31 protein-coding genes and 1 pseudogene are annotated in these 21749 nt (G+C 43.2%); 14 read left to right on the top strand and 18 right to left on the bottom strand.

Annotated features, from left to right (window positions below; translation table 11 throughout):
- Window positions 1–3: 3 nt before the first annotated feature.
- Genes UFB30_RS15435 through mnhG form a run of 3 tightly spaced genes read left to right on the top strand, consistent with a single transcriptional unit; the run spans window position 4 to window position 1119 of the window.
- A complete protein-coding gene (locus tag UFB30_RS15435; RefSeq protein ID WP_322422593.1) occupies window positions 4–480 on the top strand; it encodes a Na+/H+ antiporter subunit E in 477 nt (158 codons plus the stop codon).
- On the top strand, window positions 480–764 hold the full coding sequence (locus UFB30_RS15430; protein WP_322422592.1) for a Na(+)/H(+) antiporter subunit F1: 285 nt from the start codon (window positions 480–482) through the stop codon (window positions 762–764). Before UFB30_RS15435 ends, UFB30_RS15430 begins: the two co-directional genes overlap by 1 nt.
- Window positions 748–1119: a monovalent cation/H(+) antiporter subunit G gene (gene mnhG, locus UFB30_RS15425; RefSeq protein ID WP_322422591.1), complete on the top strand. Its 372-nt coding sequence runs from the start codon at window positions 748–750 to the stop codon at window positions 1117–1119. Before UFB30_RS15430 ends, mnhG begins: the two co-directional genes overlap by 17 nt.
- Here the strand turns inward: mnhG and UFB30_RS15420 are convergent.
- The 4 genes from UFB30_RS15420 to UFB30_RS15405 all read right to left on the bottom strand — a co-directional run bounded on the left by UFB30_RS15420 (window position 1116) and on the right by UFB30_RS15405 (window position 5295).
- Window positions 1116–1499 (bottom strand): DUF2188 domain-containing protein, encoded by a 384-nt coding sequence (locus UFB30_RS15420; RefSeq protein ID WP_322422590.1) that lies wholly within the window; start codon window positions 1497–1499, stop codon window positions 1116–1118. The two genes, mnhG and UFB30_RS15420, sit on opposite strands and share 4 nt — an antisense overlap.
- Before the next feature lie 54 nt (window positions 1500–1553).
- Window positions 1554–1943, bottom strand: coding sequence for a hotdog fold thioesterase (locus UFB30_RS15415; protein ID WP_322422589.1), 390 nt, complete (start codon window positions 1941–1943; stop codon window positions 1554–1556).
- 267 nt (window positions 1944–2210) lie between these two features.
- The gene (locus UFB30_RS15410; RefSeq protein ID WP_322422588.1) at window positions 2211–3530 is read right to left on the bottom strand and encodes a Na+/H+ antiporter family protein; all 1320 of its coding nucleotides are present in this window, start codon (window positions 3528–3530) and stop codon (window positions 2211–2213) included.
- A 250-nt stretch (window positions 3531–3780) separates the two neighbouring features.
- Window positions 3781–5295, bottom strand: coding sequence for a leucyl aminopeptidase (locus tag UFB30_RS15405; protein ID WP_322422587.1), 1515 nt, complete (start codon window positions 5293–5295; stop codon window positions 3781–3783).
- Between the two features lie 129 nt (window positions 5296–5424).
- Between UFB30_RS15405 and UFB30_RS15400 the strand changes: the two genes are divergently transcribed.
- Both UFB30_RS15400 and UFB30_RS15395 read left to right on the top strand, forming a co-directional pair.
- Window positions 5425–5904 carry a divergent PAP2 family protein gene (locus tag UFB30_RS15400; RefSeq protein WP_322422586.1) on the top strand — a complete coding sequence of 160 codons (480 nt, stop codon included), beginning with the start codon at window positions 5425–5427 and terminating at the stop codon, window positions 5902–5904.
- Between the two features lie 14 nt (window positions 5905–5918).
- Window positions 5919–6731 (top strand): cobalamin-binding protein, encoded by an 813-nt coding sequence (locus UFB30_RS15395; RefSeq protein ID WP_322422585.1) that lies wholly within the window; start codon window positions 5919–5921, stop codon window positions 6729–6731.
- 40 nt (window positions 6732–6771) lie between these two features.
- Here UFB30_RS15395 and UFB30_RS15390 read toward each other — a convergent pair whose 3' ends face one another.
- The 5 genes from UFB30_RS15390 to UFB30_RS15370 all read right to left on the bottom strand — a co-directional run bounded on the left by UFB30_RS15390 (window position 6772) and on the right by UFB30_RS15370 (window position 10292).
- Entirely contained in the window at window positions 6772–7410 is a 639-nt protein-coding gene (locus tag UFB30_RS15390) for a 3D domain-containing protein (RefSeq protein ID WP_322422584.1), read from the bottom strand.
- 121 nt (window positions 7411–7531) lie between these two features.
- On the bottom strand, window positions 7532–7822 hold the full coding sequence (locus UFB30_RS15385) for a YuiB family protein (RefSeq protein WP_322422620.1): 291 nt from the start codon (window positions 7820–7822) through the stop codon (window positions 7532–7534).
- Window positions 7823–8193: 371 nt separating this feature from the next.
- Window positions 8194–8301, bottom strand: coding sequence for a YuiA family protein (locus UFB30_RS15380; RefSeq protein ID WP_162182134.1), 108 nt, complete (start codon window positions 8299–8301; stop codon window positions 8194–8196).
- A 243-nt stretch (window positions 8302–8544) separates the two neighbouring features.
- Window positions 8545–9027, bottom strand: a complete 483-nt coding sequence (locus tag UFB30_RS15375) for an NUDIX hydrolase (RefSeq protein ID WP_322422583.1) — start codon at window positions 9025–9027, stop codon at window positions 8545–8547.
- A gap of 50 nt (window positions 9028–9077) precedes the next feature.
- Entirely contained in the window at window positions 9078–10292 is a 1215-nt protein-coding gene (locus UFB30_RS15370; RefSeq protein WP_322422582.1) for an NAD(P)/FAD-dependent oxidoreductase, read from the bottom strand.
- A gap of 301 nt (window positions 10293–10593) precedes the next feature.
- Here UFB30_RS15370 and UFB30_RS15365 point away from each other — a divergent pair, with 301 nt between their 5' ends.
- Together UFB30_RS15365 and UFB30_RS15360 are read left to right on the top strand one after the other, a co-directional pair.
- Entirely contained in the window at window positions 10594–11589 is a 996-nt protein-coding gene (locus UFB30_RS15365; RefSeq protein ID WP_322422619.1) for an NAD(P)/FAD-dependent oxidoreductase, read from the top strand.
- Between the two features lie 68 nt (window positions 11590–11657).
- A complete protein-coding gene (locus UFB30_RS15360) occupies window positions 11658–12305 on the top strand; it encodes an SDR family oxidoreductase (RefSeq protein WP_322422581.1) in 648 nt (215 codons plus the stop codon).
- Window positions 12306–12343: 38 nt separating this feature from the next.
- Here UFB30_RS15360 and UFB30_RS15355 read toward each other — a convergent pair whose 3' ends face one another.
- On the bottom strand, window positions 12344–12706 hold the full coding sequence (locus tag UFB30_RS15355; RefSeq protein WP_322422580.1) for a HesB/IscA family protein: 363 nt from the start codon (window positions 12704–12706) through the stop codon (window positions 12344–12346).
- A 225-nt stretch (window positions 12707–12931) separates the two neighbouring features.
- On the opposite strand from UFB30_RS15355, the gene UFB30_RS15350 reads away from it, so the two are divergent.
- Entirely contained in the window at window positions 12932–13612 is a 681-nt protein-coding gene (locus UFB30_RS15350) for a DUF2225 domain-containing protein (protein WP_322422579.1), read from the top strand.
- A 225-nt stretch (window positions 13613–13837) separates the two neighbouring features.
- On the opposite strand, the gene UFB30_RS15345 is transcribed toward UFB30_RS15350, so the two are convergent.
- Window positions 13838–14074, bottom strand: a complete 237-nt coding sequence (locus UFB30_RS15345; protein WP_322422578.1) for a YuzB family protein — start codon at window positions 14072–14074, stop codon at window positions 13838–13840.
- 234 nt (window positions 14075–14308) lie between these two features.
- Here UFB30_RS15345 and UFB30_RS15340 point away from each other — a divergent pair, with 234 nt between their 5' ends.
- Window positions 14309–15376 (top strand): NAD(P)/FAD-dependent oxidoreductase, encoded by a 1068-nt coding sequence (locus UFB30_RS15340; RefSeq protein WP_322422577.1) that lies wholly within the window; start codon window positions 14309–14311, stop codon window positions 15374–15376.
- Between the two features lie 242 nt (window positions 15377–15618).
- On the opposite strand, the gene UFB30_RS15335 is transcribed toward UFB30_RS15340, so the two are convergent.
- Window positions 15619–16293: a peptidoglycan-binding protein gene (locus UFB30_RS15335; protein ID WP_322422576.1), complete on the bottom strand. Its 675-nt coding sequence runs from the start codon at window positions 16291–16293 to the stop codon at window positions 15619–15621.
- A 229-nt stretch (window positions 16294–16522) separates the two neighbouring features.
- Between UFB30_RS15335 and UFB30_RS15330 the strand changes: the two genes are divergently transcribed.
- Window positions 16523–16690 (top strand): hypothetical protein, encoded by a 168-nt coding sequence (locus tag UFB30_RS15330; protein ID WP_322422575.1) that lies wholly within the window; start codon window positions 16523–16525, stop codon window positions 16688–16690.
- A 47-nt stretch (window positions 16691–16737) separates the two neighbouring features.
- Here UFB30_RS15330 and UFB30_RS15325 read toward each other — a convergent pair whose 3' ends face one another.
- Complete coding sequence (locus UFB30_RS15325; protein WP_322422574.1) at window positions 16738–17067, bottom strand: YuzD family protein; 330 nt, start codon at window positions 17065–17067, stop codon at window positions 16738–16740.
- 283 nt (window positions 17068–17350) lie between these two features.
- On the opposite strand from UFB30_RS15325, the pseudogene UFB30_RS15320 reads away from it, so the two are divergent.
- Window positions 17351–17643, top strand: a pseudogene (locus tag UFB30_RS15320) (NifU family protein).
- A 70-nt stretch (window positions 17644–17713) separates the two neighbouring features.
- Here the strand turns inward: UFB30_RS15320 and UFB30_RS15315 are convergent.
- The 3 genes from UFB30_RS15315 to UFB30_RS15305 all read right to left on the bottom strand — a co-directional run bounded on the left by UFB30_RS15315 (window position 17714) and on the right by UFB30_RS15305 (window position 20103).
- On the bottom strand, window positions 17714–18676 hold the full coding sequence (locus UFB30_RS15315; protein WP_322422573.1) for a 2-hydroxyacid dehydrogenase: 963 nt from the start codon (window positions 18674–18676) through the stop codon (window positions 17714–17716).
- Between the two features lie 203 nt (window positions 18677–18879).
- Window positions 18880–19644 carry a TIGR01457 family HAD-type hydrolase gene (locus tag UFB30_RS15310; RefSeq protein ID WP_322422572.1) on the bottom strand — a complete coding sequence of 255 codons (765 nt, stop codon included), beginning with the start codon at window positions 19642–19644 and terminating at the stop codon, window positions 18880–18882.
- 21 nt (window positions 19645–19665) lie between these two features.
- Complete coding sequence (locus UFB30_RS15305; protein WP_322422571.1) at window positions 19666–20103, bottom strand: DUF86 domain-containing protein; 438 nt, start codon at window positions 20101–20103, stop codon at window positions 19666–19668.
- Between the two features lie 113 nt (window positions 20104–20216).
- On the opposite strand from UFB30_RS15305, the gene UFB30_RS15300 reads away from it, so the two are divergent.
- Window positions 20217–20486, top strand: a complete 270-nt coding sequence (locus tag UFB30_RS15300; protein ID WP_322422570.1) for a DUF3055 domain-containing protein — start codon at window positions 20217–20219, stop codon at window positions 20484–20486.
- Window positions 20487–20534: 48 nt separating this feature from the next.
- Window positions 20535–20762, top strand: coding sequence for a cytosolic protein (locus tag UFB30_RS15295; protein WP_322422569.1), 228 nt, complete (start codon window positions 20535–20537; stop codon window positions 20760–20762).
- 288 nt (window positions 20763–21050) lie between these two features.
- On the opposite strand, the gene UFB30_RS15290 is transcribed toward UFB30_RS15295, so the two are convergent.
- Window positions 21051–21335 carry a YutD family protein gene (locus UFB30_RS15290; protein ID WP_322422568.1) on the bottom strand — a complete coding sequence of 95 codons (285 nt, stop codon included), beginning with the start codon at window positions 21333–21335 and terminating at the stop codon, window positions 21051–21053.
- A gap of 113 nt (window positions 21336–21448) precedes the next feature.
- Here UFB30_RS15290 and UFB30_RS15285 point away from each other — a divergent pair, with 113 nt between their 5' ends.
- Entirely contained in the window at window positions 21449–21610 is a 162-nt protein-coding gene (locus tag UFB30_RS15285; RefSeq protein WP_322422567.1) for a hypothetical protein, read from the top strand.
- Window positions 21611–21628: 18 nt separating this feature from the next.
- Here the strand turns inward: UFB30_RS15285 and UFB30_RS15280 are convergent, their stop codons facing one another.
- Complete coding sequence (locus UFB30_RS15280) at window positions 21629–21739, bottom strand: methionine/alanine import family NSS transporter small subunit (RefSeq protein ID WP_322422566.1); 111 nt, start codon at window positions 21737–21739, stop codon at window positions 21629–21631.
- Between the last annotated feature and the right edge of the window lie 10 nt (window positions 21740–21749).

Here is a 21749-nt window from a genome sequence, read left to right as displayed (position 1 = left end):
GATATGCCATTTCAAATTTTATTAAATTTCTTTTTAGCGTTCCTGTGGATGTTTTTAACCGGGTCATTCAGTCTATCAAGCTTTATTATCGGGTATCTCCTTGGTCTGCTTGTGATCTTTGCAATGAGACGTTTTTTCCAGACCAGACTTTATCTGTTCAGGATCTGGGCAATTATCCGGTTAACGATTCTGTTTACCTACGAATTGATTAAAGCAAATATTGAAGTATTGGTCATCGTTCTAAGACCAAATATGGATTTAAAGCCGGGTATTTTCAAGTACGATACAAAGCTTGAACATGGCTGGGAAGTTACCCTGCTCTCACTTTTAATTACACTTACACCGGGTACACTGGTTGTGGATGTAAGTGATGACAACAGCACACTTTATATTCATGCTTTGAACGCTTCAGATATTAAAGGAAATGTGTCTTCAATTCGTGAAGGCTTTGAAAAAGCAATCATGGAGGTGAGCCGATAATGCTGAATATCAGTGTGTATATAGCACTTGTCGCATTTGCGATTGCCATGATCGGTATCGTCTTCCGTGCAATTAAGGGACCTTCAGTAGCAGACCGTGTGATCGCGCTCGATTCACTCGGCATCAGTTTGATTGCAGTGACTGCACTGTTTTCGATTCTGCTCCGTACAAGCGTATTTCTTGAGGTTATTTTATTGCTTGGTATTCTGGCCTTTATCGGTACAGTTGCCTTCTCAAAATATATCGAGAAAGGAGCGATTGTAGACCGTGATCGACGTAAGTGAGTATTTCGTTGCCGCATTTATTTTAATTGGCGCCTTCTTTGGCGTGGTTACTGCGATCGGGCTTATCAGATTACCAGACCTCTACACCAGAACGCATGCTGCTTCTAAAAGCGCAACGCTAGGTGTAATGAGTGTGTTAATCGGTGCGCTCCTCTTCTTTTTAACAGAAGAAGGCATGTTCAACTCCCGGATCGTGCTCGGGATTTTCTTTGTACTGATTACTGCGCCGGTTGGTGGACATTTAATCGCTCGTGCTGCCTACAATTCAGGCGTGAAGCTGGCACCTGAGACCGTTCATGACGACCTTTCAAAAAAAGAACAGTATGAGAAAAAGAAAAACTCATCCAGGGATTAATTCCCGGATGAGTTTTTTGATTCGTATAATGTCTGATCGAATGAACCGTCTTCCTGATAAACCTCAAGCTGACCTCCATGATCGGTTACATAGGACTTTGCCTTCTTTTCAAGTTCATCTTTTGTTTCTTCCACATAAATGGCTTTGTCAGAGCCTTTCTTAATCAGCTGCCAGCCATCATCATGCTTCTTCATCTGATACGTATCCTGATCATCCTGCTGGACCGCCTGCTTTGCTTTGTCAGTCGCAATGGCAATCACTCTGCTCTCATCATAGTCCTGCTCTCTCAGCAGCGCATTACCGATCTCAATGGCTTTATTTCTGACGTCCGGGTCAAGGTTATTCCAGGAATCAGGATAATCGTTTTTACTCCACGGCATGTGCCATCCCCTCCTCATTGTTCATTCTTTTCCACGCGAGAAGGAAATTAAACCCTATTTCCGTTTTGGGACGACTGCTACTGTACATCGTGAAATACAAAGCAGCTCCTGCTCTTCATCCACTATTTTGATATCCCAAACCATTGTTGTTTTACCTTTATGTATAATCTCAGCAATCCCTGTGACAGTGCCTTCTTTTTTCGCTTTAATATGATTTGCGTTAATCTCAAGCCCGAAGCAGCTGTATTCATTTAAATCAACCATTGCAGCTGACCCCACGCTTGCAACTGTTTCAGCCAGCGCGACTGATGCCCCGCCGTGCAGAAAACCGAACGGCTGATGTGTACGGCCGTCAACCGGCATTTCAGCTACAGCTTTTCCTTTTTCTACGCTGATCATTTTGATACCGAGTGAATCCATTAGTGTTTCTCTATTCCAATCCATTTTGTCTCCCCCTTTTTTTCTATCATCTCTCAGTGGGAGTGGGTTGGCAAGAGGTTTGGTGTACGGGGTGATGGCGGGGTTCGACGTATGTGTGTAGGTGTTCAGCGGAAAGAAAGCTATGTTCGACAGTTACAAGCTTCTGTTCGGCGTATTATAGTGTTATTGTTCGCCACTTAAAGGTGAGCCTTCGACAATCAGTGAATTTAGGATCACATTATAATCCATAGAAAAGGCTCTGACCACGTAGCCAGAGCCCCCAACATATATTTATAATACAAGTGCCGCAATCCACCCAAACAGGATCAGCGGAATATTATAGTGCAGGAATGTCGGGACACATGTATCCCAGATGTGGTTGTGCTGACCGTCTGCGTTCAGACCGGCTGTTGGCCCAAGTGTACTGTCTGATGCAGGCGAGCCCGCATCTCCAAGCGCACCTGCTGTACCGATCAGCGCAATCGTTGCAAGTGGACTGAATCCAAGCTCAAGTGATAACGGAACAAACAGCACTGCAATGATTGGAACGGTTGCGAATGAAGAACCAATTCCCATCGTAACAACCAGACCGACAATCAGCATGAGTAAAGCGCCAACTGCTTTATTATCACCAATCAGATCAGCTGCCCCATTTACAAGGCTTTCAACCGCCCCTGTTTCAGTCATAACAGCTGCAAATCCGTTTGCTGAAATCATAACAAAACCGATAAAGGCCATCATTCTCATACCGTCAGTCATTAATTGATCCTGATCACGGAGTTTTACTGTGCCGCTTACAAATAATACAGCAAGACCTACGACTGCACTGAAGACCATTGACTGGAATACTGACTGAATGACAAGTGCTGCGATAATCGCCAGAATCGTGACAATCAAATCCTTTGTTGTAATCGTTTTTGCATCGCCATCCTGAAGCGATACTTTTCTATTCTGATATTCTCTCGGCTTGCGGTAGCTGATGAAAATAGCTACAAGCAGACCAAGAATCATCCCTGCAGTCGGAATCAGCATCGCTGTCGGTATCATATCAAGATCAATGGCAAGTCCACTTAACTCCATATTCGTCGCAATCGTATCATGGAAAATCTGACCGAAGCCGTATGGCAGTAAAATGTATGGTGCCGTTAATCCAAATGTGATGACAGTTGCAATCAGCCTTCTGTCAATGCCAAGCTCATTCATCACCAGCAGTAATGGTGGAATTAATAGTGGGATAAATGCAATATGCACCGGTACAATATTCTGAGACATAATTGAAATAGACAGGATCGCAAGTACAATGAGTACCTTTGGGAGTGCCTTTGTTCTCGGCTCCCCTTCCTTACTGACAGCAGCAACAATTTTATCCACCATCAGCTTTGGCAGACCTGTGTATGAGATCGCTACAGCAAAACCCCCAAGCAATGCATAGCTGAGTGCAATATTCGCACCACCGCCTACACCTTCAGAGAATACACTTACCGTATCTTCCACAGACAGACCGCCAACCAGTCCGCCGACTGCAGCACCGATAATCAGCGCCGCAACAACATTTATTCTGATCAGACTTAAAACCAGCATAATTATAACCGCAATGACAACAGCATTCATCTATATGAACTCCTTTTTTAAAAATTCTTTACTCTGCTAAACAGGTAACGTATTAAAACACCTTTCATACATTAACAGAGTAAAAGTGTGGTTGTCAATGGGTTAGTTTGGAGTTGTATGAAGGAGCATGCTGCGTAAGGATTCAGGTGTGGTTTTTCAGAATTATTATGAAAATGGCGTATCTCTGGACGGAGGTCTACGTGCCGCATAAAAAAGAAAATGCCCTCATAAAAGGACATTTCCCAAAACCTTATTTCTCTGATCTCTCAAGCACAAACTGCTCTGTTAAAAGTGCAAGCGTTCTGGCCATTGCACCAGTTCCGCCTGCAGGACCAAGCAGGTGAGCTGATTTTGTTGTCGCTGTTCCTGCGATATCCAGGTGAACCCATGGTGTGCCTTCTGTGAATTCACCGATGAATGCACCAGCAAAGAGTGCGTGACCATCCCGGCCCGGTGAGTTATTCAGGTCTGCCACAGAACTGTTTCGTACACGCTTTCTATCCCCTTCTGTATAAGGAAGCTGCCAGATAAACTCTCCTGCTTCCACAGAAGCCTCAAGCACCTTTTCGAACAGCGGTTCGTTATTGGTTAATGCGCCTGTTTTATCAAGACCAAGCGCAACAATGACACCGCCAGTGAGCGTGGCTACGTCTACGAGATAATTTGCACCATGCTGTTTTGCGTAAGTGACAGCATCAGCCAGTACCAGTCTGCCTTCAGCGTCTGTATTTAGAATCTCAATCGTCTTTCCGCTTAAAGATGTGATGACATCATCCGGCTTAAATGCTGTATGGCTGATCATATTGTCAGTTGCGGCAATGACTGCCATGACATTCTGCTCCGGCTTCAGGCGTCCGATGATCTCCATTGCGCCGAGAACAGCGGCTGCACCACCCATATCAGCTTTCATACCAACGATGCCGTCTTTTGGCTTAATTGAATAACCGCCTGTATCAAATGTGATCCCTTTACCGATAAGCGCCAGCACATCTTCCCATTTTTCAGTTGCCTGGTGTTTCATGACAATCATGCGCGGCGGGATTTCAGACCCCTGGTTCACTGCAAGCAGCGCGCCCATGCCCATCTCTTCAATTTCTTCCTTGCCAAGAATTTCAATGTCAAAATCATGTCTCTCAGCCATTTCTTTCGCGTACTCAGCCATTTTCACTGAAGTCAGCAGGTTAGAAGGCATATTGACCAGTGTTCTCGCTTCATTCGTACCTTCAGCCAGTGCCTGTCCAACTTCAAGTGCTGCTTCGATTTCCTGCGGATCATGCTCAGTGAAAATGTGCAGTTCTTCAAGCTCCACGTCAGGTATATTTGATTTCTTTTTATAACCTTCAAATTCATACATCGAAAGTGTCATACCTTCGATCAGCGCCTGTGCAATATCCGTTGCTTCAAAATCATTCCCTTTATATGAATCCAATGCAACGGCGAGCGTCGACACTTTCTTCTTTTTAAGCGTCTTCCCGAGTGCACCGAAGCTTTCTCTTAAGTCTTCAAATGTCAGATCAGCCTCTTTGCCAAGTCCTGAGAAAATCATTCTTTTCGCAGGCAGAGCGCCAAGTGTAGGTAAAATCGTCACCTGCTTTGACTTGGTTTCAATGTCACCTTCCTTGATCAGTTCAGTCAGTCCGCCATTCATCTGTTCATCAATTTCCTTCGAAAAATCTGAAACGACCGGCTGATTCCAGATACCCGCTGCCAGATAACCGTGTTGCTCCTTAAGTACTTTCTCATTATTATGTATCGTCCATTTCATATCAAACACCTCCACTGATTAAGTATACTGTAAATGTTATGATAATTCGATTACCGTACATCCGAAGCGTCTTTGAAATATGGTATACTTGCTTAAAACTCCTGCCATTTGAAAGGATGACAAACGTCTATGGAACTCTTCAGCAATTTTCCTCTATGGGCTTCATTATTTGCAATTTTATTTGCCCAGGTTGTAAAAGTACCGATTCAATTTGCAGCCTCACGTAAAGTGGACTGGTCACTTGTAACTTCTACAGGCGGCATGCCAAGCTCGCATTCAGCCGCTGTAACGGCACTGGCAACCGGCATTGCAATAGAAAACGGGCTTTCTTCTCCCGTATTTGCACTTGCAACTGTCTTTGCCATCATTACGATGTTTGATGCAACAGGCGTGCGTTTCCAGGCGGGTGAACAGGCTGCTGTCATTAATCAGCTGATGCGGGACTTTAATAAATTCGTCTCTGAAGCTAAAGGCTGGCAGAATAAGGATGAGGAAGAAAGGCGAAAAGAGCTGAAAACGCTCCTTGGCCATAAACCGATTGAGGTGTTTTTCGGCGGGCTTACAGGGATCTTTCTGACCTTACTTGTACATTATCTGATTACGCTTTAAATGGAGGTTCAATCATGAGAATTGTGTCACTTTGTCCAAGCAATACTGAGCTCGCTGCTTATCTCGGGCTGATGGATTCCATTGTCGGCGTTGACGATTTTTCAGACTGGCCGGCTGAAGTCAAAGCGCTTGAACAGCTTGGCCCGGACCTGTCAATTGATATCGATAAAGTAGAGGCACTTAAGCCAGACCTGATCCTTTCCTCGTTGAGCGTACCCGGCATGGAAAAGAACATAGAAGAGCTCGACAGACGAGGGCTCCATCATATCTGCTTTAATCCTCAGTCACTTGAGGATATCGTGCAGGACCTTCAGACTCTCGGACAGGCAGCGGGAATTCCTGAGCGTGCTGAAAGGGTTGCACTGGCGTTCAGAGCAGTAATTGAAGATTGTAAAATAGCGGCAGCAGAAGTTAAAGCTCCTCCCTCCCTCTACTGGGAATGGTGGCCAAAGCCTGTTTTTACGCCAGGCGGTGTGAACTGGCTGACAGAGATCAGCCGTCTTGCAGGTGGCGTGAACCTTTATGAGTCAGTTGAACTGGCCAGTATTCAGACCGACTGGGCGGATGTCTTAAACAAAAATCCTGACGTCATCTGTATGGCATGGGTTGGTGTGCAGCCGCGAAAAGTAAACCCTGCTATTTTGAATAAAAGACCGGGATGGCCTGACATGGATGCTGTCAAAACAGGTAAAGTACACGTACTTGAAGAAGCACTCTACTGCAGACCTTCCCCCCGGTTACTCGAAGGTTTGATCAAGCTCGGTAAGATTTTGCATCCGGAGCAATACAACAAAATTATTCTGCCTGATGACCTGCAGATGCATTAAAAAAGTGTCACGCTTCAAAAATAGAGCGTGACACTTTTTATTATTGATTATTTAATTCTGCAAACTCCTCTTCAGTCAGCGTACCGTCGCCTTCCTTCAGTACGTATACTTCAACCTTCTGCTTGCCCCACTCATTAAACACTTCATCTACTGTATCAAAATACAGATCTATGATGTTTCCTTTAATTGCACTTCCTGTATCTGCTACAACACCATAACCGTATCCCGGAATAAACATCACTGTTCCAATCGGAAACACTTTTGGGTCAGCTGCGATCGTTGAGTAAAGATCTCTTTTTACTTCAATACCAGAAAACGTAATTCCGTAGAGGTCATCACCAGGCTCTTTTCCTGTTGATTCTATTCCGGCAGTGTAACCTGTAGCTGTAACAGTTTTTGATGGGTTGTCCACTACATGTCTCGGCACAGCTTTCTCTTCATTGCCTTTTACTTTAGAGGCAAGCAGTTTAAACGCCGCATCCTCGCTTGAAAGTGTTTTTGATGTTAAAGACAGCTCTCTGTCCTGTAACATTCTCATATCTTCAACAACGGGCACCATTTCTTCAGATGGCAACGCAATGGACCATCCTTCTGCTGCTGCTTTGTTTTCCTGCGTAAAAAATAACGAAGCAAGCCCTGCAAGAATTATCCCTGCAGATACTTTTACTAATTTAGACATTACATCTACTCCTTCCAAAATTACATATTCCCTATATGACAAAGATTAATCATTGATGACGATAGACCTAATCCTTTGAATTGACTGACAATTAAAAAAGCTCCACCTTATCCGGGGAGCTTTAGAACATTCGGTAACCCTGCTTACGGAGCCAAATCATTACAAGTCCTGCAATGATAGCGCCTGCCATACCGCTTGATAATATTAAAATATCCGCTGGTGCCAGCGAAACAAATCGGGTCCCGAGTGCAGAAAAAGAATCTCCCGGTTCACGAAAATACTCGATGAATCTGACTTCATCGACAATTAAAATTGTAATGACTGGATAAATCACTGCCATGATCCATGTCATACGTAGTAACATATTTAATAAAAAGCCGATTCCAAAAAATAAGATCAGAAACAGCATCATTGAAATTAAAAGTTCAGCCAATCCAAACGAAGCCAAATGATACACCTCCATGTTCACTAGAACAGTGTACATCACTTGGGAATCCAGTGCAATGCTCGTGTATTAACGTTCAATTTGATGACACAAAGTTAGTACAGGGCTGGCGCGTGCACTTGTCGCTGTTTCCGGCTAGGATGTAGCAATCCACGATGAAGTTGTAGCGATACACCCGGATTCTTGATGTAATCAACGCGCACACTGACAGCTTTTCAGGGTTTTTGATGACATATCCGTTCATTACATTCCCTGGTCTCCGGGCTAAAATATCAAAAAAGCACCCCCTCTCAAACCAGAAAAAAACCGGATGCATATGCACCCGGCTCTTGTATCATCTATTTTTTACCTTCCCCTCCACAGTTAGGGCAGGTTTCTGATCCACCTAGTCTTAATTGAAAATATCCTTTACCAGCACAATAGCTGCAATTTGTCTGTTTCTTCATATGAAGCACCCTCTCTTCTGATGTATTGAGAGTACTATAGCACGGACACTTTAGAGCTGAAAAGCAGCAAATTTGGTGAAAAAAGCGCATGAAAGCGAATACATTAACCCGTTTCTTCCTTTTTCTTTAATTATCAGAAAATTTAGAACTGTGGGTGAATTTCGCAATTTGTTCACAATTGGTCTATAGAAACGTTGAATTCAAAGTTTCTCCAACCCAGGGACTGCATGATTAAAGTTAGCCTTAGAAAAACAAATGATACTTCGTATAACCAAATTGATCGCCAGGGTTTGAATCACGGTTGATTTCAAGCGTCGCTGCTTCTTCATGATCAATCATCACCGGGATCATAGAAGATACATCCGGATGATTCCTAAGCTCACTCTTTTCAATCCACGCCGCCTCTGCGATCTCCTCTTCAGGAACCTGCAGCGCCTCAGATTCATCCACTGCTTTCATAACAAATATAATCATATTATCACTGATCGTATCCTTCAGCACCCCGCTCCTGAAGCCGGCTACTTTAATCACTTCTGCTGTGATGCCTGTTTCTTCTTTCACTTCTCTGACGGCTGCCTGATCTGCTGTTTCCCCTTCTTCCACAAACCCTGCCGGAATAGACCATTTTCCTTTTAGACCGCCGTACTTTTTCTTGACGACGAGCCATTCGCCTTTACTGTTTTCAATGACGCCCGCAGCGCCCAGCCATACTTTTCCCCTTTTCATGACTACACCCCTTATATGTAGAAAAAGAGCAGCCGCAGCTGCTCTTTTTATTAAAACATGTTCAGCTTACCCTTTTTGAATACAAGGCCAGGACCACCGAGAATGTATAATGCACGGTTGTCGATGACTTTTTTCATCATAGCAGCTTTTTTACCTGTAATTTTACGGCCGAATACTTCGCCGATTGCTTCATTTTCACCTAGTGAGCATACTGTACCTTTCAGATCAGGCGTGAATGGCTCAAGCTCTTCACCCTTGAACAGTGCAACCAGGTTGTGTGCAGTGTGTGCACCTTGCTGCATTGCGATCTGTGCTGTTGGCGGGTATGGACGTTCTGTCTGTGCATTGATCATTAGTGCGCAGTCTCCAACGATGAATACGTTGTTGTGTCCAGGTGCGCGAAGGTCCGGATCAACCTTGATGCGGGCACGCATATTTTCAAAGCCTGCTTTTTCAATGATTGAGTTACCGCGAACGCCGGCAGCCCATACAACTGTTTTTGCAGGAATTTCTTCGAATACATCTTCACCTTTTTTAATCTTCACACCCTCTGGCGTTGCTTCTGTAAGAGGTGTTCCGATTGAGAATTCGATCCCTTTACTCTTCAGGTAGTTCACTGCATATTCAACAAGCTCTTCGTCAAACCCTGGAAGAACCATTGGTGCAGCTTCAACACAAAGAATACGAACTGCTTTAGGATCTACATCGTATTCTTCACATAGCTCCGGAAGACGGTCAGCAAGTTCTCCAAGAAATTCAATTCCTGTGAAGCCTGCGCCACCTACGATAATTGTCAGTCTTGAAGGATCTTTTACTTCTTCAAGGCTGTAAGTTGCGAACTGATATTCAATGTGGTCACGGATCTGGCGTGCAGCTTTCACGTTAGCTATAGAGAAAGCGTGCTCTTTCAAGCCAGGGATTCCGAACGTTTCGCCTTCGAAACCAAGGCCGACTACAAGGTAGTCATAGCTGATTTCAGAACGGTCTGTGATGACTTTCTGAGCTTTTGTATCAATATTTTCAACAGTTGCCTGTACAAAGTTTACTTTACCTTTATCAAGCACGCCGCCGATATCATAGCGCACTGCATCCGGAGACATTGTACCTGCTGCTGCTTCATGCAGCCATGTTGATTCATAATGGTAATCATTCTTATTCACAAGAATAATATCTGCATCGTCTGCATTCACAAGCTTCTGAAGTTTAGTAATAACGGATAATCCGCCGTATCCTGCTCCTAAAACAACCACTGTTGGTCTTTTCAATTGGATCACTTCCACCTTTTTAATATGAGATTACGATGCTTTTAAGGCAGCAACGCTTGCCCTTATAAAAGATTGTGAAATTGTTCACGAAAATGAACACCATACTTCTTCTATTGATTCTTTATCTTAGACCATCATATTCTTTTTTTCTTCTTATTTCAAGGTTTTATGATAAAATCTGAAAACTTTGTGTCTTCATCCAAAAGTCTGAAAAGTGCATCTTCAGAACCTCGTGAAAGGTTATTGTATAGAATGATGTGGTACACTACATGCAAATCAGGTTTTGTGGAGGGATCTCATGATGAAAGAAGATACTTCGGTTTATGATATTACGGTGATAGGCGGCGGTCCGGTTGGTTTATTTACAGCTTTTTACGGCGGTATGCGCCAGGCAAGTGTAAAGCTGATTGAAAGTCTTCCGCATCTTGGCGGACAGCTGACTGCTTTATATCCTGATAAATATATATATGATGTTGCAGGTTTTCCGAAAGTAAAAGCACAGGAGCTGGTTGATAACTTAACCGCTCAAATGTCACGCTTTGATACCGAAATCCGTCTGGGTCAGGAAGTTACACACGTTGAAAAGCGTGAGGACGGTGTATTTGTCCTGACGACGCCGGAAGAAGTTCATTATACAAGAACCATCATTATTACTGCAGGTAACGGCGCATTCCAGCCGAGAAAATTAAACCTGGATGGATTGAATGATTTTGAAGAGAAAAATCTTCATTACTTTATAGAAGATCTTTCAAACTTCAAAGATCAGGATGTCGTGCTGTTAGGCGGCGGTGACTCAGCAGTTGACTGGGCACTGATGCTTGAGCCGGTGGCCAAATCAGTTACACTCGTTCACAGACGCGATACATTCCGCGCACATGAAGCAAGCGTTGAGCAGTTGAAGCAGTCCAGTGTAAACGTGATGACACCTTATGTGCCTGTCGGTTACCAGACAATGAATGATGTCATTCAGTCACTGACGCTGCAAAAAGCGAAGGAAGAAGAAACAACCGTACTGAACTTTGATCACTTAATCGTGAATTACGGCTTTGTCTCTTCTCTTGGTCCGATTAAAGAATGGACGCTTGAGATTGAGAAAAATTCAATTGTTGTAAATTCACGGATGGAAACGAATATTCCAGGCATTTACGCAGCAGGTGATGTGTGTACGTATGACGGGAAAGTAAAGCTGATCGCTTCAGGATTCGGTGAAGCACCGACAGCTGTTAATAATGCCAAGGCTTCAATTGATCCAAAAGCACGCGTGCAGCCAATGCACAGTACGTCTATGTTCAGTTGATCATTCGTTTAGCAAAATTCTGCCAGGGTATGATATAGAGTATCAACTAATTTTTGGAGAGTGATACCATGCATGTACTCGTAATTGGTGCAAATGGAACGACTGGACGAATGGCAGTGAAGAAGCTTGCTGAGAGTGAACAGCATCTTGTAAAAGCAATGATCCGGAAATCCGAACAGTCCAAAGAGATGGAGGATCTCGGTGCAAGGCCGATTATTGCAGACCTGGAACAGGCCTTCAACTATGCGTTTGAAGATGTCAATGCAGTCATTTTTGCTGCAGGTTCAGGACCTGATACCGGAACTGATAAGACAACGGCTGTTGACCGTGATGGTGCAATCAAGGCTGTCGACTTTGCCAAGGAAAAAGGTATTGAGCGGTTCATTATGCTAAGCTCGATGGGTGCAGACGACCCGTCAATCGCAGGAGACAGCGATACGTTCCATCATTACCTGCAGGCAAAACATGATGCAGACGTTCACTTAAAACAAAGCGGGCTGAATTACACAATTGTGCGTCCGGGTGCCTTAACGGATGACAAAGCAACAGATAAAATTGATGTATCAGAAGAAATGAAGCATCGTGAGGGTGAAATCACACGTGAGGATGTCGCCACAGTACTGGTGGAATCCATTCTCTGTACTAATCTTCATCATAAAACAATTGAATTGGTGAATGGAGATCAGCCGATTAAAGAGGCTTTAAAAGGTATATAAAAAAATCGCCGGCATAAGCGCCGGCGATTTTTTTAATATTAACAATTCTCAGGTGTACCTGTCTTCGTCGCTGTTCTGAATGAAGATCCACAGCCGCATGATGCGATTGCATTCGGATTTTCAATTGTAAAACCGCCACCCATCAGTGACTGCTTATAATCAATTTCAGTTCCATTCAATATATCAGCGTCGTCTTTGTTTACAAGTACCTGAATTCCGTGGTGTTCCTCTATTTTATCGGTTTCACCAAGTTCATGTTCAAAGCCCATTCCATAAGATAATCCGCTGCACCCGCCGCCTTTTACAGCTACGCGAAGATATGCATCTTCCTCTTCAGCCTGCTTCATCATATCTTTCACCTGAAGCGCTGCAGCTTCTGATAATTTGATTACATTTGCCATTTCAGCACCTCCAACGTTTTTAACTGATTTTAGTATATCGCTAATTCACGCTGTACTCAACCGATTGGAATCAGGTTGTTTCATTATATTGTGCCCTCATCCCTGTAAATCCCTCTACTTTTAAATTTTCTGATAAATTTGTTTCAAAAGTCCTATTTTAAGGGTATAATTAAAGCATTGATATAGGTTATCAGAGTATATAGAACTACCTGGAGGTGTTTCATCATGGAAATTACCCCGCTTTATCAAAAGCACATCACCTGCGGATTGTGTAATCAGACATTTAAAACAACAAAAATCAGGGGCCGGTTTGTCCGTGCCAAAGAGCACAGTACAGACCTGATGCCGATTTATGAGAATGATTCATTAAACCCGAATCTGTATCATGTACATGTCTGTCCGGAATGCGGCTATTCGTTCACTGATGACTTTGCCCCTTATTTCCCTCCCGGTGGTAAAGAGGAAATTGAAGAAAAGATTTCAAAGCACTGGCAGCATCTCGATTATTCAGGTGAGCGTTCGATTGAGGATGCCATTAAGGCCTATAAGCTGGCGATTTATATCGCTGTGATGAAAAGGGAAAAGAGCATTACACTGGCGGGACTTTACCTGAGACTCTCCTGGCTGTTCCGCGGAAGGGACGCTGAACAGGAGCAGCGATTTCAGCGGCTTGCTGTAGAAGCCTATAAATCAGCGTATTCAAAAGAGGATTATAAAGGTTCTCAGATCACAACAGAACGTGTACTATACCTGATTGCCGAGCTTTCGCTGCGTCTTGGTGAAGATGATGATGCAACAAGACATTTCTCAAAAATTATCGAAAGACAGCACAGCTCAACTGACCGGAAAATGGTGCATATGGCAAAAGAAAGATGGCAGCTGTACAGAGAAGAGCGTAATGCATAATAGAAAAGAAACAGTCCATAAAAAAGAAGCTGAATCAAATCAGCTTCTTTTTTCGCTTTGTTAAAGTCCATTGTTGTTTCTCCAAAGCAGTTGATTGGAGCGTAAGGGGGCGGCTCGCAGGAAGGGACGTGTGAGGCCTAGGCGAAGCCTGCTGGCTCACCGCCCGGCCACGGAAAGCGTCCCCCTGAAGCGGAAATCAACAGCCTACTTTAACAAAGCCTTTTATTAAAACATTGGATTTTCCTCAAGAAACTCATATACAGCATCTACCAGTTCTTTCGGCGTGTCTGCTTCAACAAGCTCCCCATTAACGATTGCAAACATCGCTGCTGCACAAATCCCGCAGTGGCTTGTACAGCCGTACTCAATCACATCAAGGTTCGGGTCACGCTCGAGCGTTTCAAATGCCTCCTGTGATCCACTTGCTATATTACTAATACAAAACTCTATAATTGGTTTCATTTTTATCACCTCATACTCACTTCAAATGTAACGTCTTCAATAAAGTTCGTCAATGATCCTGCTCTTTTTCATGACAAGTTTGTGAAAGAAATCTCTTAATATGATTGTACTAAGACCTTTATTCCGATATACTTTTTAATGAATGTAAACGTAATGATCAAACACATTGTGTAAGTATGATCATATTGAAAGTGCTTACCTACCAATATGCTTACTGTAAAGAGAGGGCTATCCATGAAACACTTAGTATTATTAGGTGGAGGCTACGGCAATATGCGCGTGTTACTGCGACTACTGCCGGATAAGCTGCCTGAAGACGTAAAAATTACATTAATCGACCGGACACCATATCACTGTCTGAAAACTGAGTATTATGCGCTGGCAGCTGGTACTGCTTCAGATCAGGAAGTTCGTGTAAGCTTTCCTGAACATGAACGCCTGGAAGTAAAATACGGTTCAGTAGCGAAAATTGATACTGAAGAAAGCCGCGTCATTCTTGAAGATAACACTGAAGTTCATTACGATGATCTTGTTGTTGGATTAGGATGTGAGGATAAATACCACAATGTACCTGGTGCAGATGAGCACACGTACAGCATTCAATCCATTCAGCGTTCAAGAGCGACCTATGAACGCCTGTCAAATCTTCCTTCAGGATCAGTTGTTGGTGTAGTAGGAGCAGGACTGAGCGGGATTGAACTTGCAAGTGAACTGCGTGAAAGCCGCGAAGACCTCAAGATTAAACTCTTTGACCGCGGAGAACGTATTCTTCCTGCCTTCCCTCAGCGTCTGAGTAACTATGTACAAAAGTGGTTTGATGCCAACAATGTTGAAGTTGTCAGCAACTCGAACATTACAAAGGTTGAACCTACCATGCTTTATAACCACGAAGAACAGATTCCGGTTGACGTATGTGTGTGGACGGCCGGCATCCAGCCCGTGAAAGTCGTGCGTGACCTGCCTGGTGAGAAAGATTCATCAAACCGCGTCGTTCTCTCGCAGTACCATAACCTGCCGGATAACGAGCACGTCTATGTTGTCGGTGACTGTGCAAGCCTTCCATTCGCACCAAGCGCGCAGCTTGCTGAGGAACAGGCAGAGCAGATTGTCAAAGTGCTCCTTGCTCGCTGGAAAAACGAAGAGCTGCCGGAGCAGATGCCTAAAATTAAGCTGAAAGGCTTTATGGGCTCACTCGGTAAAAAACAGGGATTCGCCTACCTTGCAGACCGCACCGTAACAGGCCGTATTGCACGACTGCTGAAGTCAGGTGTGCTTTGGATGTATAAATATCATAATGGATAGGGTTTCTCAGATATTCATTACTCTTTGATAAAGCTAGTGATATTAGCATCATAAAATTTAATTTTTTTATTTATTTCACGCTCATTCTCTTGGGCGTGTTTTTTTACTTTTATTTAAGCTTTATTAAAGTTGGCTGTTGATTTTCGCTCCAGCTGTGCAGAAACAACAATAACATTTAACAAAGCGTTTATTTTAAAAGATTTTTAGTCCATTAATACGGTGTCCACTGGCTATGATGTACTCTATCCCTCAAGAGCCGCTTTAGTCTTAACGCCATATACACCATCCACAATTAAGCCGTTTTCAGACTGGAAGCTTCTCACCGCCCGCTCTGTTTTCGGTCCAAAAATACCATCAGTTACAAGATCATATCCATGGCTATTTAGCAGCTCCTGCATCGCCTTTACTCCAGCTCCCTCATCACCAAATTCCAGCCAGGTCTTTTCAACTCCTTGAACCTGAGTGAATGACGGGCGTCTTCCTGCCTGCAGATCTCTCCATGTTAACCCTTTCGTATACTCAAGGTGAGAAGCATCCGGAAAGCTTGTCCAGTCTCCGCCCCACGTAAAGCCCATAGACTTCGCAATGGCTGCCACTCTTTTCCACTGAGCGTTTACCGTCCAAACAGCTCTAGTACCTGTCTGATCAGTTAAAAAATAATCTACAGCCAGACCATAATTGTGAGCGGACTGTCCGGCTCTGGCATTGGTCACAATATTTCCTGATGTCGTTCTCCCTTTAGCATATAATCTATTTTGCTCATCATTTGTGCGGAGGCCTGAACTGATCTGTACGTTGATACCTTCCTGATAAGCGCGTTTAATCATCTCTATCGTCATATCTTTGATTCGTGAATCAATATCCCCCATGTTTCGAACGCTGCGATTAATTAATGTATCAAGTGCTACTCTGCTCATTTGAATCCATCCTTTCAAATCGAATGCTCATCCAGAGTCTGGTTACTTCCATTAATACCCACAGTTGTATTGTCTAAATCTTACATTCATGAAATTTATTTTAAGTGACAAACCATATAAAATGTACAGCAGACCATCGCTTTTTTACACATTGAAAACTTTCCAAAATGTTGATTTCGTACTGGATCCATTATACTGAAAGAAATATTTTTCAGGCGGTGAAATCTGTATGTCACTATTACCATTCCATGAACGCTACAATCTTGTAGAAGTCCCGGAGGATTATGATAACCAGAATCCTGATTTTATTGTCATGAGAGATGAACATGATAAGTGCTATCTGTGTGACAAATCAGATGCAGAGGTATTAAAGGGTCTTAACTTTACAGAAGTCTAAATGAAAAAGCGTCCAGAAGTGAAATCACTCCAGGACGCTTGTTTCGTTTATTCAGCAGTCTGAAACCCGTACTTCTCAAGCTCTTTATAGACAGCCTTCAAACGCGGGTTCCCTTCCCCCACAATTTCATCCTCTACTAATACAACCGGATAAAACAGATCCTCTTCCCAAACCCGCTCAACAAAAGCAGCCTTTTTCGGATCCTTCTGCTCAGTATTGATATCCACATAATCCATCACAAATGTGCGGTCAGGAAACTTACGGCCAATCGCCGCCTCAAGCCACTCATAAGTTTCTTTAGAAGAAGGTGCACCTACACAGCTCGCACAAATCGTCTCCGCCCCATACACCGTAATCGTCACAGCTTTATCTGACATATCTAACAACTCCCCTTGATATAAATGTAAGTTAAACTCATTGAATCTGTTTTTATTCATTAAATTTGGAATACCATTAATATACTTGCACAGCAGAGATTGGTGCGTAAGGCGGCGACTCCTGCGGCGGAAAGGGACAGGTGAGACCATACGGCGAAGCCGGATTGGCTCACCGCCCGGCCGCGGAAAGCGTCCGCCTGGAGCACCAATCTCTGCCTTCTTTAAAAAAGCATCCAGATCACATATTTAAATCCGTAAACAATAATAATTTCAAATAACATGGATGGATTTTTTTCGCTATACTCATTATAATAGAACACAGGAAGGGAGTCGATTCGAATGACAGAAGTAGAAATGAAAGATTCAGTTCAGGAAGTACTTGATAAACTTCGTCCATTCCTTCTTCGCGATGGCGGAGACTGCGAACTCGTTGACGTTGAAGATGGAATCGTAAAATTAAGACTTCTTGGCGCATGCGGTACATGCCCAAGTTCAACGATTACACTTAAAGCAGGTATCGAACGCGCACTGCTTGAAGAAGTACCAGGCGTTGTAGAAGTTGAACAGGTATTTTAATTAACATCATCCTCTTGCTTAGAATAGCAAGAGGATTTTTTATTGAGAAATTTTTAATATAAATGAGAATTCAGCGTGTCACTCTCGTTAAGGGCTTCTCACCATTCAGTACGGCTTTTATATTATCAGCAGCAAGCTTCATCATGATATAGCGTGTCTCAGTCGTAGCACTGCCGATATGCGGCACAGCTACTACATTTTCCATCGATAATAATGGATGCTCTTTTGAGATCGGTTCTTTTTCAAATACATCAAGACCCGCTCCCGCAATGTCACCATTTCTAAGTGCATCAACCAGCGATTTTTCATCTACTACAGGACCTCTTCCAACATTAATAAAGATCGCAGAGTCCTTCATTTTCTTGAACTGCTCAGCACCGATCATTCCGCGGGTTTCTTCAGTTAACGGGGCAAGTACAAGTACAAAATCAGCTTTTTCAAGCAGGTCACTCAAATTTTTATACTGAGCGCCAAATTGCTCTTCTGCCTCCGTTTTTCTGCTTCTTGTATGATACAGAATATTCATATCAAACCCGGCAGCACGTTTGGCAACAGCCTGTCCAATTTTCCCCATGCCAACAATGCCGAGTGTTTTGTGATGAACGTCACGACCGGCTAGTAAATATGGGGACCATGATGTCCACTCGCCCTGTTTAATATAATCTGCCGCTTCAGGAATTCTTCTTGCTGTTGCCAGTATTAATGAAAAAGCAAGATCAGCCGTTGTATCTGTTAAAACATCCGGCGTATTCGTAACAATGACCCCTGCCTTTTCAGCCGCTTCAACATCAATGTTGTCATATCCAACAGCCATATTCGCAACAACTTTTAAATGAGGCGCATCAGATAACAGTTCTTCATCAATCTGATCAGAGAGCATGGTTAAAAGTGCATGGCTTTCCTTCGCCTGTTTCAACAGAACATCCCTCGGAACAGCTTCATCCTCAGAATCCCACACTTCAACATCAAAACTCTTTTTAAGCTCATCAATCACAGCATCATCTATTTTACGGGTAATGAAAATTTTAGACATGACCAGAATCCCCTTTATTTGCTTTAAAAAACGCAGTATCTTTCCGTGGATCACTTCGCTTTCCTGCCCCCGGATGGTGGGTCAGCTCCGCTTGCGGACCCGTCCTTTCCCGGGGCGAGAGTCTCCGTCCTCCACTCCAAGATACGGCTGAGTCATTCTTTTTAGAAAATTAACTTTTAGTAAACGCAAAATGTATATAGACCTTAAATCTCCCACTCAGCCAAAGAATCAATCGAATAAGTCGGCTGCAGTTCTTTTTCAGCTAGCAGGCTCTTTGGCGACACACCTGTATGCACCATTAATGTATCCATTCCTGTATTAAATCCTGCTTTGATATCTGTATCATAGTTATCCCCAACCATCACAACATCTTCTTTCGTAAGACCTAATACGTTTAACGCCTGTTCCATAATAACCGCTTCAGGTTTACCAATAAACAGCGGTTCTGTTTGTGTAGAAACAGTTATCACTGACGTAAGCGAGCCGTTACCAGGCAGCAGCCCGCGTTCAGTTGGGATGGCAATATCACCATTAGTAGAAATAAATTTCGCACCATTTCTGACTGCGAGACAGCCAAGCGCGAGTTTTTCATACGTAATTTCCCGGTCAAGGCCGACAATGACATAATCCGGGTTTTCATCTTTAATGGTAATGCCTTTTTTAGTCAAAGCCTGACGTATGCCGTCGCCTCCAATTACATATGCAGATGCATCCGGCATTTCCCGGGAAATGACTGCCGCTGTTGCAAGAGATGTCGTAAATACCTGTTCAGGTTCAGCAGGCACATCAAAATTCTGCAGGTGTGCAGCTACCTGTTCCTGTGTTTTTGAAGAATTATTGGTGACAAATAAATACGGAATCCCCTTTACCTTAAGCTTTTTCACAAACTCTACTGCTGCCGGAATCGGTTCCGTTCCTCTATACATTGTTCCGTCCAAATCAATTAAATAACCTTTATAAGCTTTCATACTGTACGTCCTCTCTATTCCTTACCGTCTGAATGCTGAGACTGGTCCCAGCTCGTCTTCAAGATAGGTTCTTACTGCTGGTGCAAATGCTTTTAGTGCAGCTTCTGCTGATGTAAATGTATCAATGCATATTTGATGATTCACTTCTGTAAATTCCTGTACAAGGTGCTTCCTGAGCTTCACTACCTGAACAAGATCAGCATGCATGTCTTTCCCGATCACTTTTTCATCCTCTAAAATATCGATAATATCTTCATAGCTGCCAGGATCACGCATTATAAAACCGTCAATCATTGAATTTCCCACATCAATAATTGATTCTATAACGGTATGCAGACTGCGTTCAAGCGCCAGCTTTTCAATTTTAGAGTCCCAAGTGCCGTGCTCATTTAAAAAGCTGAGCTGTTCTTCCATAAAAATTAATGTCTTTTCAATTGTTTCTCTATCCACGAAGTACATCTCTTCACACTCCATCAAAATGTATGCTTTTAGTGTACCATAAGCCTTCAGATTTTTTGGCATGACGTGCGTTAATCGTTATAATTGTGAGGATAGTAAAAGGAGGACTTCATATGACTGAACGATTTTTTCTATATGATGATACAGAGGAAACAAAAACACGATTTGTCAGCTTTATGGGCGAGCATCAGCGCTTTGACCTGGCCATCCTTTATTCTGACCGTTATTACGGAAAAGCAATGGTGATGGATATTCAGGGAAGCCGGTTTGCGATTATCGGTGAGGATGATCTTGATGAGGAAGGATATATCGAACACGCATTCAAACTGTCCGAACAGGACGCATCAGAACTACGCGAATTTTTAAATGAAGTGATTTTGTGAATCAGATGAAGCCGGCCTGCTCATACTAAGTAAAAAAGGAGCAGGATCATGGAGCGCTACAGTGATTTTTCAAACGTCGAAGTACAAAAGGAATACCTCATTCCGGAAACGCTGCCTGAAGGCCCTTACGGATCACCAAGAGGAAAGTATTCACTCGTCAGAAACAAATCAGGCCCATGGCAAAAAGGTCAGCGTTATTACAGTGCATTTAACTACGAAAACAAAGGCGACCATGAAGATATTCCAAGACTCGATCCCGGATCACATAAACCTTAACTAAACGGAATGATTATAAATCAAAAAGAAGCATATCTCATTTTGAATTGAGACATGCTTTTTTTCATACCAAAACGTGTTGAAGGAAACGTTTATTTACTTTTAGAAGGATGATTTAATAAAAATATATATGGATATCTAAGTGCAGCGAAGCGTAAGGCGGCGACTCCGGGACGAATAGAGGGAAGCTGAGACCCCGGAAGCCGCAGGCTGAGGAGGCTCAGCAACCTCCGTCCGGAAAGCGTCCGCCTGAAGCGCAGCGAAACGGTTTTATAGGAAACGCAGGGTTTACTTTTTCGCTCCGCCAACCTTCTTCACAATAAAATAAGGACATCCAAAATTACAGTGCTCATATAAATAATCCTTGACCGTAGAAATTTTCGTATCAAACGACGACTTCTGATTTGTATCCTCAAAGAAACCCTTCAGCCTCAGCTGACCATATCCCCAGTCACCCACAATATAGTCATACTTGTGCAGAATTTCACTGTATCTCGCTTCAAAAGCCTCTTCATTATAGCCTTCTCTGAACTCTTCTATGATTTCATATTGTTGATTATGCATTGTAATCATCAGATTCTCACTCCTGCCTGTGAACTACTTCCTATTATACATGACCACACACTTTTTTCTATGCATGAATGAGAATCAAAACGCACAAACTCAGGAAAAGGAGTGTGTTCTTCATGAGATTCATTTATGCTGCTCTACTGATATTATTGATTGCCGGATGCACAAAAGAACCCGAGCCTCCGGAAGTTTCACCAATGTCCACATGGCTTCCTTCAACTCTGAATGAATATGATCTCGCACCGGAATATGCAATAAAAAAGCTGCCTGTACTGTAAGCACAGGCAGCCTCAATATTAAACTGTTTTATCTTTGGATTTTCTTACTGCGTTTGTAATACTTGCAGCAAGTCCGCCCCATAAAAGAACGATCCCAATTACCATCATCACAATTGCACTGGCTGTCATTGTGAATCCC

This window comes from Jeotgalibacillus haloalkalitolerans (assembly GCF_034427455.1).
GTDB lineage: Bacteria > Bacillota > Bacilli > Bacillales > Jeotgalibacillaceae > Jeotgalibacillus > Jeotgalibacillus haloalkalitolerans.
The sequence above is the reverse complement of the archived record's forward strand: the minus strand, read 5'-3'. Positions and strand labels throughout refer to the sequence as shown.